21 protein-coding genes are annotated in these 24,954 nt (G+C 73.2%); 11 read left to right on the forward strand and 10 right to left on the reverse strand.

All coding sequences use genetic code 11. The features are described 5' to 3' along the window. Window positions 1-299: 299 nt before the first annotated feature. The gene (locus ACFQZ6_RS03975) at window positions 300-770 is read left to right on the forward strand and encodes a DUF5709 domain-containing protein (RefSeq protein WP_381604955.1); all 471 of its coding nucleotides are present in this window, start codon (window positions 300-302) and stop codon (window positions 768-770) included. Between the two features lie 93 nt (window positions 771-863). Beyond that, window positions 864-1,136: a type B 50S ribosomal protein L31 gene (locus ACFQZ6_RS03980; protein ID WP_381604956.1), complete on the forward strand. Its 273-nt coding sequence runs from the start codon at window positions 864-866 to the stop codon at window positions 1,134-1,136. Between the two features lie 35 nt (window positions 1,137-1,171). On the opposite strand, the gene ACFQZ6_RS03985 is transcribed toward ACFQZ6_RS03980, so the two are convergent. Beyond that, window positions 1,172-1,966, reverse strand: coding sequence for a metal-dependent hydrolase (locus tag ACFQZ6_RS03985; protein ID WP_381604957.1), 795 nt, complete (start codon window positions 1,964-1,966; stop codon window positions 1,172-1,174). Window positions 1,967-2,132: 166 nt separating this feature from the next. On the opposite strand from ACFQZ6_RS03985, the gene ACFQZ6_RS03990 reads away from it, so the two are divergent. Together ACFQZ6_RS03990 and ACFQZ6_RS03995 are read left to right on the forward strand one after the other, a co-directional pair. Next, on the forward strand, window positions 2,133-4,646 hold the full coding sequence (locus ACFQZ6_RS03990; protein ID WP_381604958.1) for a DEAD/DEAH box helicase: 2,514 nt from the start codon (window positions 2,133-2,135) through the stop codon (window positions 4,644-4,646). Between the two features lie 19 nt (window positions 4,647-4,665). Then, window positions 4,666-5,532: an acyl-CoA thioesterase gene (locus ACFQZ6_RS03995; RefSeq protein WP_381604959.1), complete on the forward strand. Its 867-nt coding sequence runs from the start codon at window positions 4,666-4,668 to the stop codon at window positions 5,530-5,532. Between the two features lie 77 nt (window positions 5,533-5,609). Here ACFQZ6_RS03995 and ACFQZ6_RS04000 read toward each other — a convergent pair whose 3' ends face one another. Next, window positions 5,610-6,521 carry a DUF6397 family protein gene (locus ACFQZ6_RS04000; protein ID WP_381604960.1) on the reverse strand — a complete coding sequence of 304 codons (912 nt, stop codon included), beginning with the start codon at window positions 6,519-6,521 and terminating at the stop codon, window positions 5,610-5,612. 134 nt (window positions 6,522-6,655) lie between these two features. Then, window positions 6,656-7,069, reverse strand: a complete 414-nt coding sequence (locus ACFQZ6_RS04005) for a roadblock/LC7 domain-containing protein (RefSeq protein WP_381604961.1) — start codon at window positions 7,067-7,069, stop codon at window positions 6,656-6,658. Window positions 7,070-7,168: 99 nt separating this feature from the next. On the opposite strand from ACFQZ6_RS04005, the gene ACFQZ6_RS04010 reads away from it, so the two are divergent. Then, the gene (locus ACFQZ6_RS04010) at window positions 7,169-7,597 is read left to right on the forward strand and encodes a PPOX class F420-dependent oxidoreductase (protein ID WP_381604962.1); all 429 of its coding nucleotides are present in this window, start codon (window positions 7,169-7,171) and stop codon (window positions 7,595-7,597) included. 28 nt (window positions 7,598-7,625) lie between these two features. Here ACFQZ6_RS04010 and ACFQZ6_RS04015 read toward each other — a convergent pair whose 3' ends face one another. The 5 genes from ACFQZ6_RS04015 to ACFQZ6_RS04035 all read right to left on the reverse strand — a co-directional run bounded on the left by ACFQZ6_RS04015 (window position 7,626) and on the right by ACFQZ6_RS04035 (window position 12,919). Beyond that, on the reverse strand, window positions 7,626-8,231 hold the full coding sequence (locus ACFQZ6_RS04015) for a GTP-binding protein (RefSeq protein ID WP_381604963.1): 606 nt from the start codon (window positions 8,229-8,231) through the stop codon (window positions 7,626-7,628). A 246-nt stretch (window positions 8,232-8,477) separates the two neighbouring features. After that, on the reverse strand, window positions 8,478-8,891 hold the full coding sequence (locus ACFQZ6_RS04020) for a DUF742 domain-containing protein (protein WP_381604964.1): 414 nt from the start codon (window positions 8,889-8,891) through the stop codon (window positions 8,478-8,480). Window positions 8,892-8,912: 21 nt separating this feature from the next. Next, entirely contained in the window at window positions 8,913-9,386 is a 474-nt protein-coding gene (locus tag ACFQZ6_RS04025; RefSeq protein WP_381604965.1) for a roadblock/LC7 domain-containing protein, read from the reverse strand. Next, window positions 9,383-12,076: a sensor histidine kinase gene (locus ACFQZ6_RS04030; protein ID WP_381604966.1), complete on the reverse strand. Its 2,694-nt coding sequence runs from the start codon at window positions 12,074-12,076 to the stop codon at window positions 9,383-9,385. The genes ACFQZ6_RS04025 and ACFQZ6_RS04030 overlap by 4 nt, the downstream gene beginning before the upstream one ends. 66 nt (window positions 12,077-12,142) lie before the next feature. Further along, on the reverse strand, window positions 12,143-12,919 hold the full coding sequence (locus ACFQZ6_RS04035; protein ID WP_381604967.1) for an MHYT domain-containing protein: 777 nt from the start codon (window positions 12,917-12,919) through the stop codon (window positions 12,143-12,145). 149 nt (window positions 12,920-13,068) lie between these two features. Between ACFQZ6_RS04035 and ACFQZ6_RS04040 the strand changes: the two genes are divergently transcribed. The 3 genes from ACFQZ6_RS04040 (at window position 13,069) to ACFQZ6_RS04050 (ending at window position 15,161) form a co-directional block, all read left to right on the forward strand. Continuing rightward, the gene (locus ACFQZ6_RS04040) at window positions 13,069-13,668 is read left to right on the forward strand and encodes a class I SAM-dependent methyltransferase (RefSeq protein ID WP_381604968.1); all 600 of its coding nucleotides are present in this window, start codon (window positions 13,069-13,071) and stop codon (window positions 13,666-13,668) included. Between the two features lie 127 nt (window positions 13,669-13,795). Continuing rightward, entirely contained in the window at window positions 13,796-14,092 is a 297-nt protein-coding gene (locus ACFQZ6_RS04045) for a hypothetical protein (protein ID WP_381604969.1), read from the forward strand. A gap of 136 nt (window positions 14,093-14,228) precedes the next feature. Continuing rightward, window positions 14,229-15,161: a hypothetical protein gene (locus tag ACFQZ6_RS04050; RefSeq protein WP_381604970.1), complete on the forward strand. Its 933-nt coding sequence runs from the start codon at window positions 14,229-14,231 to the stop codon at window positions 15,159-15,161. A gap of 22 nt (window positions 15,162-15,183) precedes the next feature. Here the strand turns inward: ACFQZ6_RS04050 and ACFQZ6_RS04055 are convergent, their stop codons facing one another. Next, entirely contained in the window at window positions 15,184-18,492 is a 3,309-nt protein-coding gene (locus ACFQZ6_RS04055; RefSeq protein ID WP_381604971.1) for a hypothetical protein, read from the reverse strand. 414 nt (window positions 18,493-18,906) lie between these two features. On the opposite strand from ACFQZ6_RS04055, the gene ACFQZ6_RS04060 reads away from it, so the two are divergent. Beyond that, window positions 18,907-20,298, forward strand: coding sequence for a tannase/feruloyl esterase family alpha/beta hydrolase (locus ACFQZ6_RS04060; RefSeq protein WP_381604972.1), 1,392 nt, complete (start codon window positions 18,907-18,909; stop codon window positions 20,296-20,298). A gap of 3 nt (window positions 20,299-20,301) precedes the next feature. Here ACFQZ6_RS04060 and ACFQZ6_RS04065 read toward each other — a convergent pair whose 3' ends face one another. Beyond that, window positions 20,302-20,484 (reverse strand): hypothetical protein, encoded by a 183-nt coding sequence (locus tag ACFQZ6_RS04065; protein ID WP_086731275.1) that lies wholly within the window; start codon window positions 20,482-20,484, stop codon window positions 20,302-20,304. A 243-nt stretch (window positions 20,485-20,727) separates the two neighbouring features. On the opposite strand from ACFQZ6_RS04065, the gene ACFQZ6_RS04070 reads away from it, so the two are divergent. Then, window positions 20,728-23,637: a DEAD/DEAH box helicase gene (locus ACFQZ6_RS04070; protein WP_381604973.1), complete on the forward strand. Its 2,910-nt coding sequence runs from the start codon at window positions 20,728-20,730 to the stop codon at window positions 23,635-23,637. Beyond that, the gene (locus tag ACFQZ6_RS04075) at window positions 23,634-24,950 is read left to right on the forward strand and encodes an SWIM zinc finger family protein (protein WP_381604974.1); all 1,317 of its coding nucleotides are present in this window, start codon (window positions 23,634-23,636) and stop codon (window positions 24,948-24,950) included. The genes ACFQZ6_RS04070 and ACFQZ6_RS04075 overlap by 4 nt, the downstream gene beginning before the upstream one ends. The last annotated feature ends 4 nt before the right edge of the window (window positions 24,951-24,954 follow it).

Below are 24,954 nucleotides of genomic sequence, written 5' to 3' on the forward strand. Positions count from 1 at the left end.
GGTGTGGACCGGGGTGGCCGTGGGGTCGCCCCGGTCGGCGCTGACCTGCCCGTGCGGGCCGCGACGGGGGCCGGTGCGGACCTGGGTGCGGCGGGCAGGGTGGGGTGGAAGGGGGACCGGGCGGCGGTCGTGGCGTTGCGCGGGTGCGATGAGGGGTGGAAGGCTGGTAGGCGGCGCCGCCTCGGGGAGCGCCCGAGAACCGTGCGGTTCCGCGAGTGCCGGACCCTGCGCCCGGACACGTCGGCCACCCGCCGCCGAACACGGTGGGAACCGTCCGTCCGCACCACCTGGAGGTACCCGTGAACAGCGCCGAAGGATGGGGCGACGACGTCTACCAGCCCGATCAGTCCGACCAGCGGGAGGACACGGGACTGCTCGACGCGGAGGACACCCTGGAGTACGACGGTGTCGACGACCCCCTCGACCGGGGCTGGTCCCCTCCCGAGAAGCCGTGGGCCGTGGAGCACGACGGCGTCACCGCGGCCGAGCGGCTGCGGGGCGAGACGCTGGACCAGCGGCTGGCGGAGGAACTCCCCGATCCCGTCGCCCCGGACGGTGACGGCCTCGGCGACTGCCAGGGCACCGACGGGGAACTCCTCGACAACGAGGTCGGCGCGGTCCGCTCCGGGCGCCTGGTCGCCCCCGACGAAGGGGCGCACGAGGACGAGGAGAGCGCGCTGGTCGCCACGGACGTCGGCATCGACGGCGCAGCCGCCTCCGCCGAGGAGGCCGCGATGCACATCGTCGACGAGGACGCCCTGTCCGGCTGACGCGCCGCCCGCCCCGGCCTTCCCCACCCGTCCGGCACACCCGCCTCGCCGCTTTCCCGCCCGTTCCCTGCCACCGCCGTACCAGGAGCAGCCATGCAGCAGGACAAGCACCCCGACTACCACCCCGTCGTCTTCCGTGACCGGGCCGCTGGCTACGCCTTCCTGACCCGGTCCACCGCGGCCAGTGACCAGACCATCGAGTGGGACGACGGCGAGACGTACCCCGTGGTGGACGTGGAAATCTCCTCGGAGAGCCACCCCTTCTACACCGGCAAGGCCCGCACGGTGGACACCGAGGGCCGCATCGCCCGGTTCGAGCGGCGGTACGGCGAGGGCGCCTCGCAGGTGTCGCCGGGCTCCGACTGAGGGCGGCGGGCACCCGGCGCCCGTCGGCCGGTGCCTCAGATGACGTTGAGCGCGGCGGCGCCGCCCACTCCCCCGAGCACCATGAACGCGGGCATCAGCACCCGCAGCTCCACCCAGCTGCCCGCCCGGAAGCGGATCGCCTTCGGCGGCCCCAGCGGGTACCAGCGCTTGCGGCCCACCGGTATCGGCCACAGGATCGGGCACCCCGACACGGTCAGCGCGTCCCCGATGTCGTGCACCAGCGCGCCCAGGACGACCGGGAGGCCCAGCCACAGGTACTCCTGGCCCGGCTCCGTGAACAGCCAGTCGGAGCCGTTGCCTGACTGGTCCAGCACCCCGGCGAGGATCCACGCGCTCGCCGCGGCCAGCAGCCAGACGAGGACGTCGCTGCTGGCGCCGCGGGTCGCCCGCCACAGCAGGCCCTCGATGGCCAGCACCAGGTGCACGAAGAGGATGGCCAGCACCGCCCAGCGCCCGCCGGTGATCGCCAGCACCGAGGTGCCCCCGCCTATGAGCACCGCCCACAGCCAGGTGTGCGTCAGCGTGCGGTGGCCGCCGGAGCGGCGCGGGTCGCCCTGCTTCCTGGTGGCCTTGTAGACGGCGTAGGACAGCTTGTCGACGATCTCGCACAGCCAGCGCGACAGCGGCCCGAAGGCACGCGAGATGGTGGCGGCCTTGTGGTCCAGGTCGGGGGCGAGGGCCGCTCCGGCGCAGATCAGGGCGCCGACGAGGAGGACCGGCCAGGGCATGGTGTGCCCGGCCGCGGCAGCGGCGGCACCGACGCCGAGCCAGGCAGCGGCGCCCGAAAGTGAGTGTGCTGGTCCCATCATCGCCGCTGCCCGCCCCATTCCTCGTGTTCCACTGTGCAGTTGACCTGTCCGGCTCGTCAGCCGACCGTGCCCGCTGACCCCGCGTCGGCGACACAGCGTAGCGTTCGCGATCTTCGTACCCGCATCCGATTCCCCTTCCGGGTCGGTCGGCAGGCAAGATGGGGGCGTGACCCTCATCGATCAGCTGCCGCCGACCGCCGACCCCGACGCCCTGTACGACGCCTTCGAGTCGTGGGCCCAGGAGCGGGGTCTCACGCTCTACTCCCATCAGGAGGAGGCGCTGATCGAGGTGGTCTCCGGGGCGAACGTGATCGTGTCCACGCCGACCGGCTCCGGCAAGAGCATGATCGCCGCGGGTGCCCACTTCGCCGCGCTCGCCCGGGACGAGGTCACCTTCTACACGGCTCCCATCAAGGCGCTCGTCTCGGAGAAGTTCTTCGAGCTGTGCAAGCTCTTCGGCACCGAGAACGTGGGGATGCTGACCGGCGACGCGTCCGTCAACGCCGACGCCCCGGTGATCTGCTGCACCGCCGAGGTGCTCGCCTCGATCGCGCTGCGCGACGGCAGGCGGGCGGACGTCGGCCAGGTCGTCATGGACGAGTTCCACTTCTACGCCGAGCCGGACCGTGGCTGGGCCTGGCAGATCCCGCTGCTCGAACTGCCGCAGGCGCAGTTCGTGCTGATGTCGGCCACGCTCGGCGACGTCTCCATGTTCGAGAAGGACCTCACCCGGCGCACCGGCCGCCCGACGTCGGTGGTCCGCTCGGCGACCCGCCCCGTGCCGCTGTCGTACGAGTACCAGCGCACACCGCTGACGGAGACGCTGACGGAGCTGCTCCAGAGCCAGCAGGCGCCCGTCTACATCGTGCACTTCACCCAGGCGCAGGCCGTGGAGCGGGCGCAGGCGCTGATGAGCATCAACATGTGCTCGCGCGAGGAGAAGGAGCAGATCGCCGAGCTGATCGGCAACTTCCGCTTCACCACCAAGTTCGGCCGGAACCTGTCCCGTTACGTCCGGCACGGCATCGGTGTGCACCACGCCGGGATGCTGCCCAAGTACCGGCGGCTGGTGGAGAAACTCGCGCAGGCCGGTCTGCTGAAGGTGATCTGCGGCACCGACACGCTCGGCGTGGGCGTCAACGTCCCCATCCGGACCGTGCTGTTCACGGCGCTGACCAAGTACGACGGGAGCCGGGTGCGTACGCTGCGCGCGCGGGAGTTCCACCAGATCGCGGGCCGGGCGGGCCGGGCGGGCTTCGACACGGCGGGCTTCGTCGTCGCCCAGGCGCCCGAGCACGTCATCGAGAACGACAAGGCGCTCGCCAAGGCGGGCGACGATCCGAAGAAGCGCCGCAAGGTGGTCCGCAAGAAGGCGCCCGAGGGCTTCGTGGCGTGGTCGGAGGACACCTTCGAGAAGCTCATCGCCTCCGAGCCTGAGCCGCTGACGTCCCGCTTCCGGGTGACGCACACGATGCTGCTGTCGGTGATCGCCCGTCCCGGCAACGCCTTCGAGGCGATGCGGCACCTGCTGGAGGACAACCACGAACCGCGCAAGCAGCAACTGCGGCACATCCGGCGGGCCATCGCCATCTACCGCTCCCTGCTGGACGGCGGCATCGTCGAGAAGCTGGACGAGCCCGACGCCGAAGGCCGCATCGTCCGCCTCACCGTGGACCTCCAGCAGGACTTCGCGCTGAACCAGCCGCTGTCCACCTTCGCGCTGGCCGCCTTCGAACTCCTCGATCCCGAGTCGCCGTCGTACGCCCTGGACATGGTGTCCGTCGTGGAGTCCACGCTGGACGACCCCCGGCAGATCCTGGTGGCCCAGCAGAACAAAGCGCGCGGTGAGGCCGTCGCCGCGATGAAGGCGGACGGTGTCGAGTACGAGGAGCGCATGGAGCGGCTCCAGGACGTCACCTACCCCAAGCCCCTGGAAGAGCTGCTCTTCCACGCGTACAACACCTACCGCAAGAGCCACCCGTGGGTCGGTGACCATCCGCTGTCGCCGAAGTCGGTCGTCCGGGACATGTACGAGCGGGCCCTGTCCTTCACCGAACTGGTGTCGTTCTACGAGCTGGCCCGCACCGAGGGCATCGTGCTGCGCTACCTCGCCAGCGCCTACAAGGCCCTCGACCACAACATCCCGGACGACCTGAAGTCCGAGGACCTTGAGGACCTCATCGCCTGGCTCGGTGAGACGGTGCGCCAGGTCGACTCCTCCCTGCTGGATGAATGGGAGCAGTTGGCCAACCCGGAGGAGATGACAGCCGAGGAGGCTCAGGAGAAGGCCGACCAGGTCAAGCCGGTCACCGCCAACGCGCGCGCCTTCCGTGTGCTGGTCCGCAACGCCATGTTCCGCCGCGTGGAACTCGCCGCCCTCGACCATGTCGACGAACTGGGCGAGATGGACGCCGAGTCCGGCTGGGACGCGGACGCGTGGGGCGAGGCGATGGACAAGTACTGGGACGAGTACGACGATCTCGGCACCGGCCCCGACGCCCGCGGCCCGAAGCTGCTGCTGATCGAGGAGCAGCCGGAGAACGAGCTGTGGCGCGTCCGGCAGATCTTCGACGACCCGAACGACGACCACGACTGGGGCATCAGCGCCGAGATCGACCTCGCCGCCTCCGACGCGGAGGGGCGCGCCGTGGTCCGCGTCACCGCCGTCGGCCAGTTGTGAACACAGGAGAAGGACATCCATGACGAACCCGGCCGAGAGGCTCGTCGACCTGCTCGACCTGGAGCAGATCGAGGTCAACATCTTCCGGGGCCGCAGCCCCCAGGAGTCGCTGCAGCGGGTCTTCGGCGGCCAGGTGGCGGGGCAGGCGCTGGTCGCCGCGGGCCGCACCACGGAGGGCGACCGGCCGGTGCACTCGCTGCACGCGTACTTCCTGCGCCCGGGGCGGCCAGGTGTGCCCATCGTGTACCAGGTCGAACGAGTCCGGGACGGGCGCTCCTTCACCACGCGCCGGGTCACCGCCGTGCAGCAGGGCCGTACGATCTTCAATCTCACCGCCTCCTTCCACAAGCCTGAACAGGGGAGCTTCGAGCACCAGTTGCCGCCCGCCCGCGAGGTCCCGGATCCGGAGTCGCTCCCCACGGTGGTGGAGGAGATCCGGGAGCACCTCGGTGCGCTGCCCGAGCAACTGGAGCGGATGGCGCGCCGCCAGCCCTTCGACATCCGCTATGTCGACCGGCTGCGCTGGACACCGGAGGAGATCAAGGGAGCGGACCCGCGCAGTGCCGTGTGGATGCGTGCGGTCAGCCCGCTCGGCGACGATCCGCTGGTGCACACCTGCGCGCTGACCTACGCCAGTGACATGACCCTGCTGGACGCCGTACGCATCCCAGTTGAGCCCCTTTGGGGCCCGCGAGGATTTGACATGGCGTCGCTGGACCACGCGATGTGGTTCCACCGGCCGTTCCGCGCGGACGAGTGGTTCCTGTACGACCAGGAGTCCCCGATCGCGACCGGTGGCCGGGGCCTCGCCAGGGGCCGGATCTACGATCTTGAAGGGCGGCTGCTGGTGTCCGTCGTACAGGAGGGGCTGTTCCGGGCCCTGTAGGGCGCCGTGCGGGCCGTCCGTCCAGGAGAGTCACCTCTGCCGGGTCGCTGCCGCGCAGCGTACGCGCGAGCGGTCCGTCAGGAGGGCCTGGAGCCTCTGCGCAGCAGTCGGCTCAGCAGGCCGCGCGGGTGGTCTGGCTCCTTGGGCTCCGTTGTTGTGGCCCTCGTCGTGGCCGTCGATGCCGTGGCCTCGGGCGTCTCGCGGCGCACGGGACGTGGGGCGGCACGGTGGGCGCGGGCCTCCCGCAGGGTCTGGGTCAGGTCGGAGCGCAGCCAGGCGATCTCGTCGGGATCGTCCGCGGTCATGAGCTGCCCGGCGAGTTGGGCGCCCGGGGAACCGGGTGCGCCGTGGGACGGCGGGGGCGGCCGGAACCGGTGCACATGAGCGCGCTCGTAGGGGTCCGTGACGATCTCCGCGATCTGGACGGGATCGAGGAAGGCCGCCAGCGCCCCGGCACGCTGCCAGGGGTCCGCGGCCTGCCGCAGCAGGAAGCCCAGGTGCCGCTGGCGCCAGTTCCGGGGCCGCCGGTCCAGGCCCTTGTCCAGGTCGCTCCGCAGGCGCTCGGGCATACGCTGGCGCAGGATCACGGCGTTCTCCTGCCCGGCGGCGAACTGCCGCAGTTCGTCGGCGAGATAGAGCCAGACGACCGCTCGGTAGCGGTTCAGATAGAACTTGACGGGCACCAGCAGACCCAGCCTGGCGAGTCGGGTGAACCGTGCGGAGGAGATCTCCAGCAGGGCCGCGCCCGCCGTGGTGCCCACCACCTTGACGCCTTCGCGCAGCGCTTCCGGGAAGCCCTTCTCCCCTCGCAGCCGGTCCAGTTCGGCGTGGGTGACGCGTGGGCCCGCACCGGTCTCGTCGGGCACGGTGCGGATGCGTCCGAGATGTACGGCGAGGTCGAACTCGCCGCGCTTCAAGCCCAGTTCACGGGCGGCCCGGCTCGGGGCGCAGGTGGGCTGGGATGGTTGGGTGGCAGTGTGGCCTGACATGGTCGCTCTCCCCCGTGGAGTCGGCGGCTGGCGCCGTCTGCGCTCGCCGTGGAAAAACCGTAGCCGGTTTCTCGAATCCCGTGGCGAGCCTGTGGATAACTCCGGAGGAGCTGAAAAAGTCGCAGGTCAGAGCGTTAGGGGTCGACGGTCGGGGCGCGCTCGGGCTGGCGGGCGTCCACGCCGAGGTGCTCGCCGACCCGGTTGACGAGCAGGGTCATCTCGTAGCCGATCTGGCCGATGTCGGCCTCCGCGCCACTGAGGACGCACAGGCAACTGCCGTTGCCCGCGGCGGTGACGAACAGCACCGCCTCGTCGAACTCGATCATCGTCTGGCGTACCCCGCCCGCGCCGAAGTACCGGCCCGACCCCTTGGCCAGGCTGTGCAGTCCGGACGCGACCGCGGCGAGGTGTTCGGCGTCCTCCCGGCGTAAGCCGGTGCTCGCTCCCGTCACGAGCCCGTCACTGGACAGCACCAGCGCGTGCCGCACGTGCTCGACGCGCTCGGTCAGGTTGTCCAGCAGCCAGCCGAGCCCCTGGTTCTGCGCCATGGTCTGGTCTCCCCGTGTGATGCCCCGTCTCCCCCTGGCAGGGGGATCTCTCCGTCAGCCTTCCCCAGGACCGGCCCTCGGGCAAGGAGGATGGGAGGCATGGCACAGAAGATGACCGACGAGGAATGGCGGGCGTTCGTCTCATATGGCACCCGTACCGGCAAACTGTCGACGGTGCGGGCCGACGGGAGCCCGCATGTGACGCCGATCTGGTTCCTGCTCGACGGGGACGAGGTGGTGTTCAACACCGCCGCGCGCAGTGTGAAGGGGCGCAATCTGGCCCGGGACGGCCGGGTCGCGCTGTGTGTGGACGACGACCGGCCCCCGTTCGACTACGTGCTGCTGCGCGGCCGCGCCCGGATCTCGGAGGACCCCGGTGAACTCCGGCACTGGGCGGCGCGGATCGGGGCGCGGTACATGGGTGAGGAGCGTGCCGAGGAGTTCGGCGCCCGCAACGGCACGGCCGGTGAACTCCTCGTCCGCGTCACGATCGACCAGGTCCTGTCGGAGCGGGGCGTGGCGAGCTGACCCCTGCCGCGGGGTCCGGGGCGGCTGGTCAGCCGACGGAGTCCAGCAGCCGGGCGGTGTGCATCCGCCCGGCGTACTCCACGAGCCGGATCAGCACCTCCTTGCCGGAGTCGCGGTCGCGGGCGTCGCAGAGCACGACCGGTGTGCCCGGGTCGAGGTCGAGCGCGCGGCAGACGTCGTGGGCGCCGTAGCTGCGGGCGCCCGCGAAGCAGTTGACGGCGACCACGAACGGGATGCGCCGGTGCTCGAAGTAGTCGACCGCGGGGAAGCAGTCCTCCAGGCGCCGGGTGTCGGCGAGTACCACGGCACCGAGGGCGCCCTGGGCCAGTTCGTCCCAGAGGAACCAGAAGCGGTCCTGTCCCGGTGTGCCGAACAGGTAGAGGGAGAGCCCGGACCGGATGGTGATGCGTCCGAAGTCCATCGCGACGGTGGTCGCGACCTTCTGGTCCACGCCGTCGGTGTCGTCCACCGACTGGCCCGCCTGGCTGAGCAGTTCTTCGGTGCGCAGTGGCCTGATCTCACTGACCGCACCCACCAGGGTCGTCTTGCCCACACCGAATCCGCCAGCTACAAGGATCTTCAACGCCAGGACGGTCGGCTCGTCGTCCGTCTGGGCGGAGTGCTCGGAGACCATCGATCACTTCTCTCGGGAGTGCCAGCAGCGGTCGTCAGCGGGAAGCGCGTACGGCGTGGACGGGGAAGCCCGTAAGACGTAGGCGGGAGGGGTATATGACGTAGGCGGGGAGCGCGTACGGCGTCGGCGGACGTACGGAGTCCGTCGGCATCATGGCAAGCGCGGTCTCCTTCTGAGGGATGAGACCGTTCTTTGGCGGGATGTGACCGTGCCGCTCCGGTTCGCCGCCACTTGGGAGGGCATTCATCACAGCGCTCGCAGTCCTTCGATCACTTCACGCAGGATGCGCTCGTCGGGTAGTTGGGCGGGCGGCACCGGGCGGGTGACGGTGACGCGCCCGAGTTCCAGGAGGTCGCCGAGGAGCACCCGGACCACTCCTACGGGCAGTTCGGCGCCGGTGGCCAGTTCGGCGACGGACTGGGTCTCCGTGCGGCACAGGTCGATCAGCGCCCGGTGTTCCGGTCCGAGGGCGGGGTCGTCGTCGAGGACGGGTGCGGCGGGGTCGAGGCTGACAAGGGCGATCAGGTCGAACCGCACTCCGGTGGGGCCGGGGCGGGTGCGTCCGCCCGTCATGGCGTAGGGGCGGACCAGGGGCCCGGCTTCGCTGTCGTACCACTGGCTGCCCGGCTCGCGCGGGACGCCGGTGACGTCGTCGGTCATCTGCTCGGACCGCCCTTCGTCTCAGCCGCCGACGGTGGGCCGCGAGCCGGTGCGCGGGGCGGTGTGGAGGTGCTCGCCGACGCGTTTGACGAGGCGTGCCATCTCGTACGCCACGAGGCCGATGTCCGCGTTCACGGAGGTCAGTACGGCGAGGCAGGAGCCGTCGCCCGCGGCGGCGACGAACAGGAAGCCGTCGTCCATCTCGACCATGGTCTGGCGCACCCCTCCGGTGCCGAAGTGACGGCCCGCGCCCTTGGCGAGGCTGTGGAAGCCGGAGGCTACGGCGGCGAGGTGCTCGGCGTCCTCGCGGCCGAGGTCGGTGGAGGCGCCGACGGCGAGTCCGTCGGTGGAGAGCACCACGGCGTGCCGTACCTCGCGCACGCGCAGCACCAGGTCGTCCAGCAGCCAGTCCAGGTCTCCGGTCCTCCCCCACTCCTGGCTCCGCTCGGGCGCGGGGACCCCCACGTCGGCCCTGGTGTTCGGGTCCTGGGTCATGCGGGGTCTCCTTTGTCGCTGTGGCTGCCGGGTGCCGGGGCCGGGGCGGCGCGGTGGCCGGGGTGTCGGCCGCCGCCGCGGGACCATCCGTCGCGGTAGGCGGCCATGCGGTCGCGTGCGAGTTCGGGGGTGCGCTGGTCGTCGCCGCGGAATTCGGGCGCTGGCGGCGGTTGCGTGGCGGGCCGTTCGCGGAGCTGGGGGGCGAGGCTGGCCTGGCGTACCCGGCGCGGCAGGTCGTCGGAGTCCTCGGGGTTGTCCTGGGGGCGGTGCGGGCGCAAGGCGGTCACTCCGGGCGGCGGCTGCCCGGTGGTGGGCTCCGCCGTGGTCTGGAAGGGGGCCGCCAGCGCGGGACGGTCGGCGGACGGGGCGACGGCCCTTGGATCAGGCGAGCGGTGGTGCGATGGGTGGTGTGGCTGGTCGTGCGTGTCGTCGGGCACGCGCGCGTGGGTGTGTGCCGCGGGCTGGCGGGCGTCCGCCGTCTCCTCGGGGGTACGTTCCGGCGGCTCGCGGTGGAGCAGCGCGGTGGGCAGCAGGACGACGGCGGTGGTGCCGCCGTAGGGCGAGGTCCGCAGGTGCACCCTGATGTCATGCCGGGCGGCGAGCCTGCTGACCACGAAGAGGCCGAGCCGGTCGCTGTCGAAGAGGTCGAGGGCCTCGGACTGGGCGATGCGGCGGTTGGCCTCGGCGAGCGTCTCCTTGCCCATGCCGAGGCCTCGGTCCTCGACCTCAAGGGCGTAGCCGTTGCCGACGGGTTCCCCGGTGACGCGCACGCGCGTGTGCGGCGGAGAGAACTGGGCGGCGTTCTCGATGATCTCGGCCAGCAGATGGGTGAGGTCGGCGACGGCGGCCCCAATGATCTTGGCTTCGGGGAGCTGGCGGGCCTCCACGCGCGCGTAGTCCTCGACTTCGGACACGGCGGCGCGGACCACGTTCGTCAGGGGGACGGGCATCCGCCAGGCGCGGCCGGGGGCGGCGCCGGAGAGGATGATCAGGCTCTCGGCGTGGCGCCGCATACGGGTGGTGAGGTGGTCGAGCCGGAACAGGTCGCCCAGTTCGTTGGGGTCGTCGGAGCGGCGTTCCATGCTGTCGAGCAGGCTCAGTTGGCGGTGGACGAGGATCTGGCTGCGGCGGGCGAGGTTGACGAAGACGCCGGAGATGCCGCTGGCGAGTTCGGCGCGTTCGACGGTGGCGCGCAGCGCGGCCCGGTGGACGGTGCCCAGTGCCTCCGCGACCTGGCCCGTCTCGTCCTCCGCGCGCGGTCCGGGCGGCGCCTCGGCCCCGATGTCGATCTCCTCGCCCGCGCGCAGTCTCCGCATGGCCGCGGGGAGTTCGCGCCGGGCGATCTCCAGGGCCCTGTTGCGCAGGCTGACGAGTTCCACGACGAGCCCACGGCCGATGCGTACGGAGATCACCAGTGACGCGGCGACGGCGGCGAGGCCGAGGAGGACGGCCGCACCGGCCGGGCTGAGCGCGCCGCGGGTGAACGGGTCGGCCCGGTCCGCGACACCACGGGCCGCGTCCTGTTCGATGGTCCGCATGGCGCCCTGCACGCGCGCGTGGGCCCCGTTCCAGCTCGTCGCGGGCCGGAGCGCCCTCGTCGTGCCAGGAGGCTTCGCCAAGATGTCGTCCTCGGCCTCGCCGAGGGCCGCGTAGGGGGCGCTGGCGGCAAGGCGGCGCCATGCCGTCCCGTCGGTGCCGCGCAGGTCGGTGGCCGCGGACGCGGTGAGGGCGCGGCGCGTGGCGACGGCGCCGGTGAACAGCCGCAGCCGCTCGGGCGGGAGGCCGTCACCGGGGCGGGTGCTGGCGAGGAGCACGTCCTCCTGGGCCAGCGCCTCGCCCGCGCGGGAGAACTCCAGCAGCACGCGCGCGTCGGAGCCGAGGTGGGCGTCCTGGATGCCGGTGAGCGCACCGTTCACCGCGAAGGCGGCCGAGACGGTGGCCGTGTACCGCTCGTACGTCTCCCGCCAGCCCGTCCGCCGCTCCCGCACCGCCTCGCGCAGGGACCGCAGCCGCTCCGCGTCACCGACGAAGGCCTCCAGCCGCCGGGCCACCTGGGCGGGCAACTCCTGGCCGTCCGCGACCGTGCCGTCGTCGCCGAGCCTGAGGGCCGCCACCGCGCGGTCGGTGCGCTTCGCGAGCCGTTCAAGGTCGCCGCGCCGTCCGGCGGACGACTCGGTGGCGTACGGCACGGCCACGGCGCGCTCGGCCTGGAGGGCCACGATCGCGGCGGCGACGGGCGCGCGCACCTCGGCGTCCACTCGCTGCACCCGCCGCAGCCGGGAGACGTCCTGGGCGGTGCTCACGGTCGCGTAGCCCCACAGGGCCAGCAGGGACACCACCGGCACCATCAGCAGGCAGACGATCTTGGCGCGGACGGTGCGCGGTCGGAGGTGACGGCGCCCCGCGCGCGGGGGCCCCGCTTCGGGCGCCGCGTTCGTGGAGTCATCGGATTCGGGCGCCGGGTCCGAGAGCCTTTTGGTTCCGGGCGCCGTGTCCGAGAGCCTTTTGGTTCCGGAATCGGTGTCCGGGAGCCTTTGGGTCTCGGGCGCCATGTCCGGGGCACTTTTGGTCTCGGACGCCCTGTCCGGGAGCCCGTCGGGGCCTTCGTCGGCCGGTGGTCCGGCGTGGGCGCGTCGGCCGCGCACCGGGGTGTCGGGCGGCGTCGCGGCGCTTCTGCGGGGTGTACGCATGGCCTCCTCGCTCGGTGTGGTTCGGGGGTGTGCGGTCCATGCGGTGCCGCGCCCTGGGGCACGCCGTCAGCGGACGGCGGCCCGCTCGCCCGGCCGTTGGGCGGAGGCGGACGCCGCGCGCTCCCCCGCCGTGGGTGACAGCGCGACGAAGGCCGAGGTCAGAAAGAGGTAGGACCCGAGGCCGACGGCGAGGGGGAAGACGAACTGCGTCGCCGTGGCCCCGGGCAGGACGTCGCCGGAGGGCGTGACGCGCACGCGCACCGCGAGCATCCCGGTGTAGTGCATACTGCTCACCGCCGCTCCCATGACGAGCGAGGCGACGGTGACCGCGAGCGGGGACCTGGTGTTGAGCGCCGCCCACAGGCCCGCCGTCGCCGCGACGACCGCGATCACCACGGAGAGCGCGACGAGGGCAGGATCGTAGGTCACGCGCCCGTGCAGCCGCACCGCGGCCATGCCGAGGTAGTGCATACTCGCGACGCCGATCCCGGTGGTGAGCCCGCCGAGCAGGAGCGCGCGGCCACGGTCCCGGCCGTAGCCGACGGCGAAGACCCCGGCGCACACGACGGTCATGGCGACGATCAGGCTGAGGACGGTCAGCGGGACGTCGTAGCGGATCTCGGTGCCGCTGACGCCGAAGCCCAGCATGGCCACGAAGTGCATGGTCCAGATGCCGGTGCCGATGGCGGAGGCCGCGGTGATGAGCCAGTTGCGGCGTGCGGCGCCGGTCGCGGCGAGCGCGCGGACGGTGCAGCGCAGCCCGAGGGCGGCGCCGGTGCAGGCCATCGCGTACGACAGCACGGGGGTCAGCCAGCCGAAGGAGGCATGGTCCAGGTGTCCCATGGCCCCGGGACGCTAGGGGGCACGGGAGCACAGAGGGGGCGCATGTCGAAAGGTGCCGCAATATGACACAGCCGTACGCGGGAGCGATCGCCTCCCGCTCGAACGTGTGCGCAGCGACGTCATCCGTGTCGGTGAGGAATCATACGGACATGACCGACGATCGGACAGACGTCCAGGAGTTCTTCACCGCCCGCGCCGCCGACTGGGACCGCCGGTTCCCCGACGACGGCCCCGCATACGCCGCCGCCGTCGCCGAACTCGGCCTGCGGGAGGGCGATCGCGTCCTCGACGCGGGCTGCGGCACCGGACGCGCGCTGCCGTCGCTGCGTGCCGCCGTGGGGGCGTCGGGAGTCATCCTCGGGGTGGATCTGACGGCCGCCATGCTGGAGGCCGCCGTAGACGCCGGGCGGGACCGCGACGGGTGGTTGCTGCGCGCCGACGTCGCCGCGCTGCCGCTGCGCTCGCGGTCGCTCGACGCCGTGTTCGCGGCCGGGCTCATCGCCCATCTGTCCCGGCCCGGGGAGAACCTGCGGGAACTGGCGCGCGTGGTGCGCCCCGGGGGCACGCTGGCCCTCTTCCACCCGATCGGCCGGGCGGCACTCGCGGCACGTCAGGGCCGCCAGATCACCCCCGAGGACCTGCGTGCCGAGCCCAATCTGCGGCCCCTGCTGGCCGGGGCGGGGTGGCGCATGACGTCGTACGCGGATGAGGACAACCGCTTTCTGGCGCTCGCCGTCCGGGAGGACTGAGCCTCCCTCAAGACGGATGGCGCCTCAGCGTGCGCTCCCCTTTCCGGCGCCAGACCTGCGACCCTGCGTTCAGTGGCCGAGGACGAGCACCCCGCGCGGGGCGCCGAACTGGGGGAAGGTGGTCGGCATGTGGCACAGGTTCCGCAAGTCGTGGACTGGTTTCCGTGACGCCCTGCGCGTGGAGGAGGCCACCGGCCGGGACAACCGTAGCCACAATCTGTTCGAGGCGGCCGCGGCCTATGTGTCGGCGTGCGCGGACGACGACCAGGACCGGATCGACGAGGCCGCGGGGTGGGTGTCGCCGGAGGCGCTGTCGTTCGGGGTGAACGAGCTGGCGTGCCGGGCCGTCATCGCGCTCGCGCGGGAGCGCGACGAGTCGCCCCGGGCGGTGGCACGGGCGCTGCTCGGCCTTCCGGCGACCTGACGGAGGCGGCGGCCGGATGGTCGTTCCGCCGCGTCCAGTAGGGAAGCCGCAGCTCCGGATGGTCTTCGCACTCGTGACAACCGGCTCCCCGTCGCATTAGGGTGCGCGCCGTTGGACAACTCCTGGGGAGGCTGGGATGGCCGGGACGGATGAGGACGCCGTCGCCGCCGAGGACGACGCGCTCTACGTGCTGACGGCGGTGCTGCTGACGCCCGCGCAGTTCCCGAGCGTGCTCGGCGACGACTATCCGGAGGCGTGCGCCGCGCTCGGCCTGGTGCCGCTCGTCGACGGATACGGTCTGGTGCTCGGCCAGGACGGCGACGGCGCGCGGTGGACGGTCGTCACCGACGACGTGTCGCTGGTTGCGGTCGCGATCGCCTCTTGGGACTGCGGCATGGAGTACGACCTGTCGCCGGACGAGCGCAGCGTGGTCGCCGCGCTGCCCGGCTGGCCGCTCGCGGTGGCCGTCGCGGCCCCGGGCGTGCCCGCGCCGCACGATCCCGCTCCGGAGGTCGGCGGGGGTCCGGCGCTGACACCGCCGGACACCGGTGTCTGGGGGCCCGCACAGCGCCGCCTCGGGGCCGACGAGATCGCACTGCAGTGGGCGATCTGGCGGGAGCAGATCGACGACACCGAGTTCGCGTCCGCGAGCGGCGCCGCGTCGGCGGACGGGGGCACGGACGGCTCCGACGACGGCGGTGAGGCGGTCGCCGGGGCGGCTGCGTCCGGTAGCGGCACGGAGGCGGGGTCCGACCCCAGCGGAAACGGGCTCGTCGGCGCCGACGGCACCGACGACGAAGGCCGCACCGGCGTGCGGCGCGTCCTCGCGGAGGCGCGGGCGTACGTCGACACGCCGCCGCCCCTCGGCCGGGTCCGGTCGTCCTTCGCGCCGGGTGAGGCGCGGACACTGCGCGCCGACGGCCCCGGCTGGTCGCTGGTGGCCAGGACCGACGACATCGCGTTCGTCCTGCTCGACGACATGCCTGGTGAGGTGCTGCCGGTGGGCCGGGGCCCGGAGCTGCCGGGTCTGCTGGAGGCGCTCGACAAGATGGCCGTGCGCCCTAGCTGAACCCGCGCGCCCCGGGCGCCGATCAGCCGTCGGTACCGGGCTCGACGAGGAGCGCCCCCATCGCCGTGTCGGGGTCGCTGTGGGCCCGTAGGGCGTCGAGTTCGGCGGGCCAGGGCGCTTCCCAGTCCGTGGCCCGGCCGCCGCCCTGGACGAGGGTCAGGGCGAGCAGCCCGGACACGGCGGTCCCTCGGCCGCGCAGCGCGCGTGCGGTGGCCAGGACGGCGTCACGCACGCGTGCCTGCCGGAAGTCCAGGGCCAGGTACGAGGTGTCCGGCAGACGCCACGGCCCTGCCTCGCACAGCCCGACCAGCCGGTCCCACCGGTGTGCGTCGTACCGGCCCTGGCCTACGGCGTGCAGGGCCAGCCGCCAGCCGGCCTGGACGGCGTCCTGGCACAGCCCGGCCGTCTCCAGCGCGCTGGCCAGCAGGTCCAGGACGGTCGTCGCGCCGACGACATCCCCGCGCGGGTGCGCGGCGCTCCCGCAGTGGTGCAGACGCCGCAGCGCGTCGGTGCGTACGCGCGGGTCCGTGGCGCGGGCTCGGTCAGTCAAGGTCTCGACGACACCGTGGATGACGGACTCGGCGACGGGCCCGGACGGGAACCAGCACAGTCGGCCCGCGACGGCCATCCAGACCCGCTCCGAGCGGTCCGGCGCGGTCAGGGTGTCGGCGAGGGTCCGCATCGCGTCGCCCGTGTGGGGCTCCAGCCAGGTGGAGAGCGCCGCGCAGGCGGCCACGGCCACGTCCTCGTCGCCCGCTTCGACCAGCCGTGCCAGGAAGGCCCGGTAGGGATCGCTCCGCGTCTCGGGAACCTTGCCCACGCGCGCGTGGATGACGGCATCGCGGACGGCGGGCTCGGGCGCGGCCCGCGCGAGACGGTCAGCGACGTCCGTCCGGTCCACCGCGGGGAGCAGCGCACCGGCCAGGACCGCCCGCACGTCCGGGTGCTGCCGTGGGGCGTCCCAGGCCGCGAGGAGCGCATCCAAGGCGTAGGGCCCGCGCAGGGCGCCCAGGGCCCGGGCAGCCTCCTTGCGGGTGCCCACCGGGGCGTCGGTCTCGCGGGCCACGGGGGTGAGCAGGGCGACGGCGTCGGGGTCGGGAAGCCGGGCCAGCAGGCGGCGGAGCGAGGCGACGGCGGCACGGCCGCGCACCCCGCCGGTCCCCGCGTGCCGCAGGAGCAGGTCGCGCAGACCGGTCCCGTCCACGGTGCCGCTGCCCTCCAGACCCGTTGCCGACGTGCTCAGCGCCCACAGCGCCGCGGCGGCGACCGGCTGCGGCGACCCGTCGGCCAGCGCCATGAGCCGTACCTGGTCCGTCAGGAGGGTGACCGCGTTGGCGCGGAGTCGGAGCGGCACCGCCTCGTCCCCGGCCACGCGCGCGTGGTACTCGCTCCACACCTCCCGCTGGTGCGGGAGCCAGCGCCCGGCGACGGCCGGACGCACCCGCGCCACCCAGGGGAAGGCGCTCGGCCACAGCCGTCCCGTGAACCCCTCGCGCGCGGCGGCGCACACGACGTCGAGCAGATCGGTCCGCCGGGTGACGAGGGTGCGCAGGACGAGCGGCACGACGGCGAACGCCGGGTCGACGCCGACCAGTTCCCCGCACCTCCCGTCCCGCAGCTTCGCCGGGCGCGTCCAGGCGGCTGCCGCGCGGGCGGCGAGGGCGGGATCGTCGCACTCGACGGCGATACGGCGGGTCTCCGCGTCCAGCGTCGGAAGGGCGGCCAGATGCGGTGCGAGCAGCTCTGCGAGGACGAGGATCGTCTTCGGACGCTGGGCGGCCTCGCGAGAGGCGGTCTCCGCCGCGGCCCACAGCGCGCGTGCGCCCGCCTCGTCGACGCGCAGCGGCCTCGGCTCGAAGGTGTGCCCCGGTGTGGCGAACACTTCGCCGAGCAGGGCGACCGCGCGGGCCGCTCGCTCGGTGCGGCCGGTCGCCGAGGCCCGTTCGGCCACGCGGTACAGCAGTCGTTCGGCGGCGCGCAGCGTCGCGTTCGTGGAATCCCGGGACTGGACCGTGGTCAGGACGGCGTCCCGCCACACCTGTTCGGGCAGGGCGTCGAGCAGACGGGGCGGGGCTCCGGCGAGTTGGCGCAGGGCCGCGTGACGCACCTCGTTCTGATCGTGCCAGGCGCGCTCGCAGAGCACCGCGATCCGCGCGAACTCCCCCGGGTCTGCGTGCACCTCCGCGCAGGCCAGCAGAGCGGGCCAGGCCATGGCCCGGTGGTGCACACGGTGGTCGGCCGTCAGCTCGCGCAGCACCGGCTCACCGTCGGGCAGCGGCAGGGCCGCCGCCAGGACGGCCCTGCGCCCCGGTCGGCGGCTGAACGGCCGCAGCCGGGACTGGACCACCTCTCGGCGGTCGTCCGGTTCGAGGGCGGCCAGCGTGGACAGCGGGGTACGGCTCAGCCCCGCGCGTCCGGCGACGAAGCCCTCGACGGCACGTCGGCGTTCGGTGGGCGGCAGCAGGCGCAGCAGGCCGTCGGGGGCTGTTTCCCGGCGTCCCGGGGTGCTGTGCCGGTGGCCGGTGGAGGGGCAGTGTCCGGCCAGCTCCGCGAGGTCGTCGACGGGCAGTGCGCGCAGGGTCCTGCTCAGGGTGGGTGACAGCGGTCCGGCGGGGATCGGGTGTTCCCGACGGCCGCCGTCCGGCGCGGGCGGCGCCGCGCGCAGCACGGCCAGCGCTGCGGCGGGGCGTCTGAGCGCCGCGAGGACACCGTGCGCCGTGAGCAGGTCGGGTGCCCGTGCCAGCAGGGTCAGGGCCGCGTCCGGGTCCCGCCGGGCCGCGGTGGTGGCGATGGCGCGGTGGCGGCGTACGAAGCGGTACGACGCCTGTCGCGCGTGCCGTTCGTTGAGCACCGCGAGGTGGGCGGCCACGGCGCGGGGCGCCGTGCGGGCCAGGGAGTTGAGGGTGTCGCCGGTCGTGTCGAGGCGGGGCAGCCAGTTCTCCACCGTCCGCGCGGGGCAGGCCGCGAGCAGCGCTGCCGCTTCCTGGGCTCCGTGCCGTTCGTACACCGTGGGCAGCAGCCGGGTGGCGAGCGCGTGGCGGCGGCTGATCCTGAGCAGGCGGTAGGTGTCGTGGCGGACCGCGGTGGTTTCGTGCAGGGCAAGGCGTTCCAGCGCGGGTTCGGGTACGGGCAGTCGGAGGGCGGCGGAGCGTGCCCGGCGTCCGAGCAGCGGATCGTCGAGGGCGGCCGTCACGCGTTCCAGGTCGCGGCGTACGACGGCCAGGAACAGGGCGGTGTGGCGTTCGCCGGGGTCACCGGCGTCGAGGGCGCCACGCAGGTTCTCGTACGCGTGCGGGGTGAGGGTGCGGGCGTAGCGTGCCAGGGCACCCATGCGCGCGGGAAAGGGCAGGGGGGCGAAGTGGACCCTCAGCCAGGCGGGTGTCAGGGGCACCGGCGGGGTCTGGGGCTGTGGGGAGGGCGTCCTCGACGCCTCGGATGCGGCCATCAGCGCTCACCGTGGAGCCGCTGGGCCTCCTTTCCAGAAGTCATGCCGGTCATGGTGGAGGTCCGCTGACTCGTCACGCAAACGGGTTTTCCGCACACGGGCTGAGGACTCGGACCGGCGCGGCAAGCGCCGCCTCCGCCAGGGGAGTCCACTCCCGGCTGCTGTGATGCGACCCCATATGTGGGTGCCATTCCATGGGGCGCCAGCCCATGGCTGGTGTGAGGGCGGGCCCGCACCATGAGGCAGCTCTTGGCTTGACCAACTGCCCTGCATCTTCTACTCGGTTGTCCTGGAGGCCTCATGCGCCCGTCCCGAGGTGTTCCGTTCGTCACCGTCGCCCTGCTTGCGGCGGTGTTCAGCGGCCCCGCTCCCGCTGCCGCCCGGCAGGCTGACGGTGATCACTGCTCCGGTCTGGAACGGGTCCGGGTGCCGGGCGCGGAGCTCCAGCGCACGGCCTGCCTCGACGATCTGACGACGACCGGGCTGGCCGGAACGCCGTACACCGACCTGGCCGACCAGGCCGGGCTGACGGCGCGGGCCACCACCTCGCCGTCCGGTGTGCCCGGGGCGCAGGTCGACGGCTTCTTCCCGGACTCCTCGACCTTCAACGCCACCCACGGCTGGCGGCATGACGCGCAGTTCGTGATCCGGCTGCCGGACCGCTGGAACGGCGGGCTCGTCGTCACCGGCGCGCCCGGTACCCGCAGGCAGTACGCGACGGACAAGGCGATCTCGGACCAGGTGCTCGCGCGGGGCTTCGCCTACGCCGCCACCGACAAGGGCAACAACGGCACCGACTTCTACCGTGACGGCACCCGCCCCGGCGACGCCCTCGCCGAGTGGAACGCGCGGACCACGCAGCTCACCCGCGCGGCGAAGCGGGTGCTGGCCCAGCACTATGGCCGCGGCCCCGCCCACACGTATATGACCGGCATCTCGAACGGCGGCTACCTCACCCGCTGGCAGTTGGAGAACCATCCGGAGCTGTACGACGGCGGCGTCGACTGGGAGGGCGCGCTGTGGACCGCCCACGGCCCCAACCTGCTCACCTCACTGCCCGCGGCGGTGGCACGGACCTTCGGCGCTGCACGGGACGAGGACCTGTACGCCGTCGGGTTCGCGCCGGATTCCGAATTCCTGTGGCCCTATCACGAGAAGGCCTACTGGGGTGTGACCCAGAAGACCTACCGGGCGGAGTTCGACCCGTCCTACGACCCCGACTGCCCTGGCGCCTCCGCCGGGAGCACGCTGGAGGAGATCCTCGCCCCCTGCGCGGCCGATGCCACCTACGACTACGCCTCCCGGCCCGCGTCCGTCCACCGGGCCGTGGCCCGGGTGGCGCTGACCGGGCGCATCGGCCGACCGATGATCACGCTCCACGGTGACCTGGACACGCTGCTGCCCCAGGCCGCGGACTCCGACGTGTACGCCCGGATGGTCGACGCCAGCGGCCGGGGCACCCTGCACCGCTACTACACCGTCCAGGGCGGCACGCACGTCGACGGGCTGTACGACACCTACCCGGACCGGCTGCGGCCGATCCTGCCCTGCTACCGGTCGGCCCTCGACGCGCTGGTCGCCTGGGTGGAGCGGGGTGTACGGCCGCCCGCGGACCGGACCGTCGGCCGGTCCACGGACGGTGATGTGGTCAACTCCTGCGCGCTGGACGACCAGGCCGCGGCGGGGCGTTAGCCCTCAGCGGCCCAGCTCCTTGCGTGTGACACGGCGCAGCCTGCGCCGCTGCGAGGGGTCCAGCGTGAGGTAAGCGGCGGCCGGGACGCCCAGGACGATCAGCAGCGCTGCCCACCACGGCAGCCATATCAGCAGGATGAGCCCGGCCGCCACACCTCCTGCGGCGATCTTCGCGTTCTTCGACATCTGTGTCGCCTCCTTCGCGGCCACTGCCGCTCTCTGTCCTGAGAACGGGCCCGCGTCTCCGGCGGTTCCGGACCGCGACCCTGAGACATACCTGAGGTACGCCCCCTACGGACTCCGGACTCCGCCCCACCGCATCGACCCCGTGTCTCAGGTCACAAGTCGAGGATGCCAGGTCGGCCCCGGGAGTGCTGTACTCTCGGCCGCCCGATCCAGTAGTCAAGTTTGAGGAATGCTGACATCGCTGTGCAGAGGTTCCCCGCGGCAACACCTTCCGAGATCTCCGAACTGGCCCGCTGCCGATCCGTGTTCGTGCCCGGCGATCCGCCCCGCACCGGTGGCGTCGCCTTCTGGCGGCCAGGCGGCGACGCCCCGCCGCAGATCGCCGTGGGGGCCCGCCCCGAGCTGACCGTCGTGGTGCCCGGCGGCGACGGTGTCGAGCCGGTACGCGTGCCCGCCCTCCTGCTGCCGGTGCGCGTGGCGCTGCCCGTCCTCACGCGCGCGCGGGTCGACGCCCACGCACACCCCTCGACGGTGTTCTGGGGTACCGCCGCGGTGCACGCCCTCCAGTTCCTGGCGCGCGGGCTGCTGCTGCCGGGCCTGTCCGCGACCGACCATGACGCCTGGCGGACCGGCCCCCTGAGCACGGCCGACATCGAGCGCGTCCGACTGCTCGCCGCTTCGATGCCGCCCGAGGCGCACGCCGTACCGCTGACCGACGCCGAGCCACCGCGGCTGCCCGACCCGGAAGTGCTGCTGCGGGCCTTCCTGGACGCCGTGGCCGACGCCCTCCCGCGCTCCCCCGCGGCGTCCCTCGTGACGGGCGGCCCGGCCTACGCCGGTCAGCGGCCCCAGCTCCTGCCCGCCCAGCGCGCGTGGGCCGCGGACGTCGCCGCGGGCCATGACGCGGGCGTCAGGATCTCGCTGCGGATCGAGGTCGCGGGGCTGGGCTCCGCCGCCGAACTCCTCGCGACGCGCCTGAACGAGGAGGGCCCCGACGCGCGGGGCGTCACGGAGCCCGCCTTCCGCGCCGTTCCGCAGGTGCACAGCGTGAGCGATCCGGCGCTGGTCGCGGACGCCGCCGATGTCTGGGCGGGCGCCGACGACGGGAGTCGTGCCTTCGGCCCGCGTGCGCGGATGGACGCCCTGCTCGCCCTGCGCCGCGCGGCCCGCGCGTGGCCCCCGCTCACCCCTTTGCTGTCCGCCGCCGCGCCGGAGTCCGTGGAACTCGCCGACGAGGAGATCACCGAACTGCTCGGCGACGGCGGCGACGCCCTCGCGACGGTCGGGGTGGAGGTGCACTGGCCGAGGGAGCTGGCCCGCACCCTGACCGCTCGCGCGGTGGTCGGCCCGCCCGACGACGCGTCGGCGCCCGACGGACTCCTCTCCGACACGCCGTCACTGCTGTCCGCGGACGCCCTGCTCACCTTCAACTGGCGGTTCGCGCTGGGCGACCAGCGGCTCACGCGAGCCGAGCTCGACCAGCTCGCTGAGGCCAACCGGCCCGTCGTACGGCTGCGCGACCAGTGGGTGCTGATCAACCCCGAGGAGGTGCGCCGCGCCCGTGCCGAGCGGGACCGCAAGGTCACGCCCGTCGACGCGCTCAGCGCCGCCCTGACGGGCTCCGCCGAGGTCGACGGCCAGCGGGTCGACGTGGCGCCGACGGGCTGGCTGGCCGCGCTGCGGGAGCGGCTCGCAGACCCCGAGGGGCAGCAGCCGGTGCCCCAGCCCGCGGCCCTCGCCGCGGACCTGCGGGACTACCAGCGGCGGGGCCTCAGTTGGCTGGCCCGGACCACGGCCATGGGCCTGGGCTGCTGTCTCGCCGACGACATGGGTCTGGGCAAGACGATCACGCTGATCGCCCTCCACCTCCACCGGCAGACCGACCCGGCGTCCGCAGGTCCCACGCTGGTGGTCTGCCCGACGTCCCTGATGGGCAACTGGCAGCGCGAGATCGAGAAGTTCGCCCCCGGCACACCCGTACGCCGCTTCCACGGAGCCCGGCGTGACCTGGACGCCCTGGCTGACGGCGAGCTCGTCCTCACGACGTACGGCACGATGCGCCTCGACGCCCGCAGGCTCGCCGGGGTCGGCTGGGGGCTGGTCGTGGCGGACGAGGCACAGCACGTGAAGAACCCGTACTCCTCGACCGCGCGGGAGCTGCGCTCCATCGGCGCACGCGCGCGTGTGGCGCTGACCGGCACCCCGGTGGAGAACAACCTGTCGGAGCTGTGGGCGATCCTGGACTGGACGACGCCGGGCCTGCTCGGCCACCGCCTGGGCACCTTCCGCAGCCAGTACGCGCAAGCGGTCGAGAGCGGTCAGGACCCGGCCGCGGCGGAACGGCTGGCACGGCTCGTACGGCCGTTCCTGCTGCGGCGGCGCAAGTCGGACCCGGGGATCGCCCCGGAACTGCCCGCGAAGACCGAGACCGACCGCGCGGTGTCGCTCACCCAGGAGCAGGCCGGGCTCTACGAGGCCGTGGTACGCGAGACCCTCGCGGAGATCGCCGCCGCCGACACCATGCGGCGACGCGGACTGATCATGAAACTGCTGACCGGTCTGAAACAGATCTGCAACCACCCCGCGCAGTACCTCAAGGAGGACCGGCCGAGGATCGCCGGACGCTCCGGGAAGCTGGAGCTGCTGGACGAGCTGCTCGACACGATCCTCTCCGAAGGGGCGAGTGTGCTCGTCTTCACGCAGTACGTCGAGATGGCCCGGCTCATCGAACGGCACCTGGCCGACCGCGGCGTGGCCACGCAGTTCCTGTACGGCGGAACGCCCGTCCCCGCGCGCGAGACGATGGTGAGGCGCTTCCAGGACGGCGAAGTGCCCGTCTTCCTGCTGTCGTTGAAGGCGGCGGGCACGGGCCTGAACCTCACCCGCGCGGAGCACGTCGTGCACTACGACCGCTGGTGGAATCCGGCGGTGGAGGCGCAGGCGACCGATCGCGCGTACCGCATCGGCCAGACCCGGCCCGTGCAGGTGCACCGGCTGATCGCCGAGGGCACCATCGAGGACCGTATCGCCGCCCTGCTGGACCGCAAGCGGGATCTGGCGAACGCGGTGCTCGGCTCCGGGGAGGCCGCGCTCACGGAGCTGACGGACGCCGAACTGGCCGAACTGGTCGAGCTGCGAGGGGGCCTTCGATGAACCGACACGACAGGGACGCCGAGCGTACGTTCGCCGCGCCGCCGCCCACGCCGGGGCGTGCCTTCGCCACGACGTGGTGGGGGCAGGCGTGGCTGAGGGCGCTGGAGGACACGGCGCTGGACGGTGAGCAGGTGAGGCGGGGCCGTCGGCTCGCGCGCGCGGGAGCCGTGGGCGCGGTGTCGGTGCGGCCGGGGCGGATCACCGCCGTCGTACAGGACCGGGACGGCACCGGGCACCGGGCTGACGTCCTGCTGGAGGAGCTGACCGAGGACCAGTGGGACCGCTTCCTGGGGCTGACGGTCGAGCGGGCGGGCCATGTGGCGGCGCTGCTGGACCGTGAGATGCCGCCCCACCTGGTCGAGGACGCCGAGAGCGCCGGTGTCGACCTGCTGCCGGGACCGGGCGATCTGGAGCCGTCCTGCGACTGCGACGCCTGGGACCACTGCGGGCACACGGCCGCCCTCTGCTACCAGGTGGCGCGGCTGCTCGACCAGGACCCCTTCGTCCTGCTGTTGATCCGGGGCCGCGGTGAGCGCGCCCTGCTGGACGACCTCCAGTCCCGCGCGACCGCACCTGCCGACGAGGAGCCCACCGCCGTGGAGGACGCGGAGGTCCTGGAGGGCGTGGACGCCGCCGAGGCCTACGCGGCCGGTGACATCCTCCCGCCGCTGCCCGCGCTGCCCGCGTTCCCCGACGAGCCCGGCACGCCGCCGTCCCTGGACACGGAGGCGGCGCCCGCGCCCGGCGTCGATCCGGCGGCGCTGGAGTTCCTGGCCGCCGCGACGGCTGTGGAGGCGCACCGGCTACTGGCGGCGGCGCTGCGGGCCGTACCCGGCCAGGACGCACCCGGCGTCGGATTGACCGTGGCACAGGACGCACCCGGCGTCGGGCTGACCGTGGCACAGGACGCCGTAAGGCTGGCCGCGGGCAGTCCCGCGCGGGACGTCGCCGACCGGCTGGCCAAAGGGTCAGGGCGTGCCCCGGAGGAACTGGCGGCGGCGGTCCGCGCCTGGCGGTACGGCGGGGCGGCCGGGCTGTCCGTGTTCGAGGAGGAGTGGACGGTCGACGGCGAGGCCCTCGCACGCGCGCGTGCCGCCCTGGAAACGGCCTGGGAGGCGGATGAGCGGCCGTCGCTGCGGGCGCGGGGCAACCGGTGGACGGTCGTCGGCGCGCCGCGCCAACTGCGGCTCGGACGCGACGGCCGCTGGTGGCCGTACCGCGGGGAACGAGGCCGCTGGCTGCCCGCGGGCGGCCCGGCCCAGGACCCCGCCACCGCCCTGGCCTCGACCGTCATCCAGGAGGAGGATCTCTAACCCC

The sequence above is a fragment of the Streptomyces flavalbus genome (genome assembly GCF_042674625.1).
Lineage (GTDB): Bacteria > Actinomycetota > Actinomycetes > Streptomycetales > Streptomycetaceae > Streptomyces > Streptomyces flavalbus.

Bases quoted from the DNA above. Each gene is read 5' to 3' on its own strand.
- ACFQZ6_RS03980 (WP_381604956.1), top strand. From the start codon at position 864: ATGCAGCAGGACAAGCACCCCGACTACCACCCCGTCGTCTTCCGTGAC.
- ACFQZ6_RS03985 (WP_381604957.1), bottom strand. From the start codon at position 1,966: ATGATGGGACCAGCACACTCACTTTCGGGCGCCGCTGCCTGGCTCGGC.
- ACFQZ6_RS03995 (WP_381604959.1), top strand. From the start codon at position 4,666: ATGACGAACCCGGCCGAGAGGCTCGTCGACCTGCTCGACCTGGAGCAG.
- ACFQZ6_RS04000 (WP_381604960.1), bottom strand. From the start codon at position 6,521: ATGTCAGGCCACACTGCCACCCAACCATCCCAGCCCACCTGCGCCCCG.
- ACFQZ6_RS04005 (WP_381604961.1), bottom strand. From the start codon at position 7,069: ATGGCGCAGAACCAGGGGCTCGGCTGGCTGCTGGACAACCTGACCGAG.
- ACFQZ6_RS04010 (WP_381604962.1), top strand. From the start codon at position 7,169: ATGGCACAGAAGATGACCGACGAGGAATGGCGGGCGTTCGTCTCATAT.
- ACFQZ6_RS04015 (WP_381604963.1), bottom strand. From the start codon at position 8,231: ATGGTCTCCGAGCACTCCGCCCAGACGGACGACGAGCCGACCGTCCTG.
- ACFQZ6_RS04020 (WP_381604964.1), bottom strand. From the start codon at position 8,891: ATGACCGACGACGTCACCGGCGTCCCGCGCGAGCCGGGCAGCCAGTGG.
- ACFQZ6_RS04025 (WP_381604965.1), bottom strand. From the start codon at position 9,386: ATGACCCAGGACCCGAACACCAGGGCCGACGTGGGGGTCCCCGCGCCC.
- ACFQZ6_RS04030 (WP_381604966.1), bottom strand. From the start codon at position 12,076: ATGCGTACACCCCGCAGAAGCGCCGCGACGCCGCCCGACACCCCGGTG.
- ACFQZ6_RS04035 (WP_381604967.1), bottom strand. From the start codon at position 12,919: ATGGGACACCTGGACCATGCCTCCTTCGGCTGGCTGACCCCCGTGCTG.
- ACFQZ6_RS04040 (WP_381604968.1), top strand. From the start codon at position 13,069: ATGACCGACGATCGGACAGACGTCCAGGAGTTCTTCACCGCCCGCGCC.
- ACFQZ6_RS04045 (WP_381604969.1), top strand. From the start codon at position 13,796: ATGTGGCACAGGTTCCGCAAGTCGTGGACTGGTTTCCGTGACGCCCTG.
- ACFQZ6_RS04050 (WP_381604970.1), top strand. From the start codon at position 14,229: ATGGCCGGGACGGATGAGGACGCCGTCGCCGCCGAGGACGACGCGCTC.
- ACFQZ6_RS04055 (WP_381604971.1), bottom strand. From the start codon at position 18,492: ATGGGTGCCCTGGCACGCTACGCCCGCACCCTCACCCCGCACGCGTAC.
- ACFQZ6_RS04060 (WP_381604972.1), top strand. From the start codon at position 18,907: ATGCGCCCGTCCCGAGGTGTTCCGTTCGTCACCGTCGCCCTGCTTGCG.
- ACFQZ6_RS04065 (WP_086731275.1), bottom strand. From the start codon at position 20,484: ATGTCGAAGAACGCGAAGATCGCCGCAGGAGGTGTGGCGGCCGGGCTC.
- ACFQZ6_RS04075 (WP_381604974.1), top strand. From the start codon at position 23,634: ATGAACCGACACGACAGGGACGCCGAGCGTACGTTCGCCGCGCCGCCG.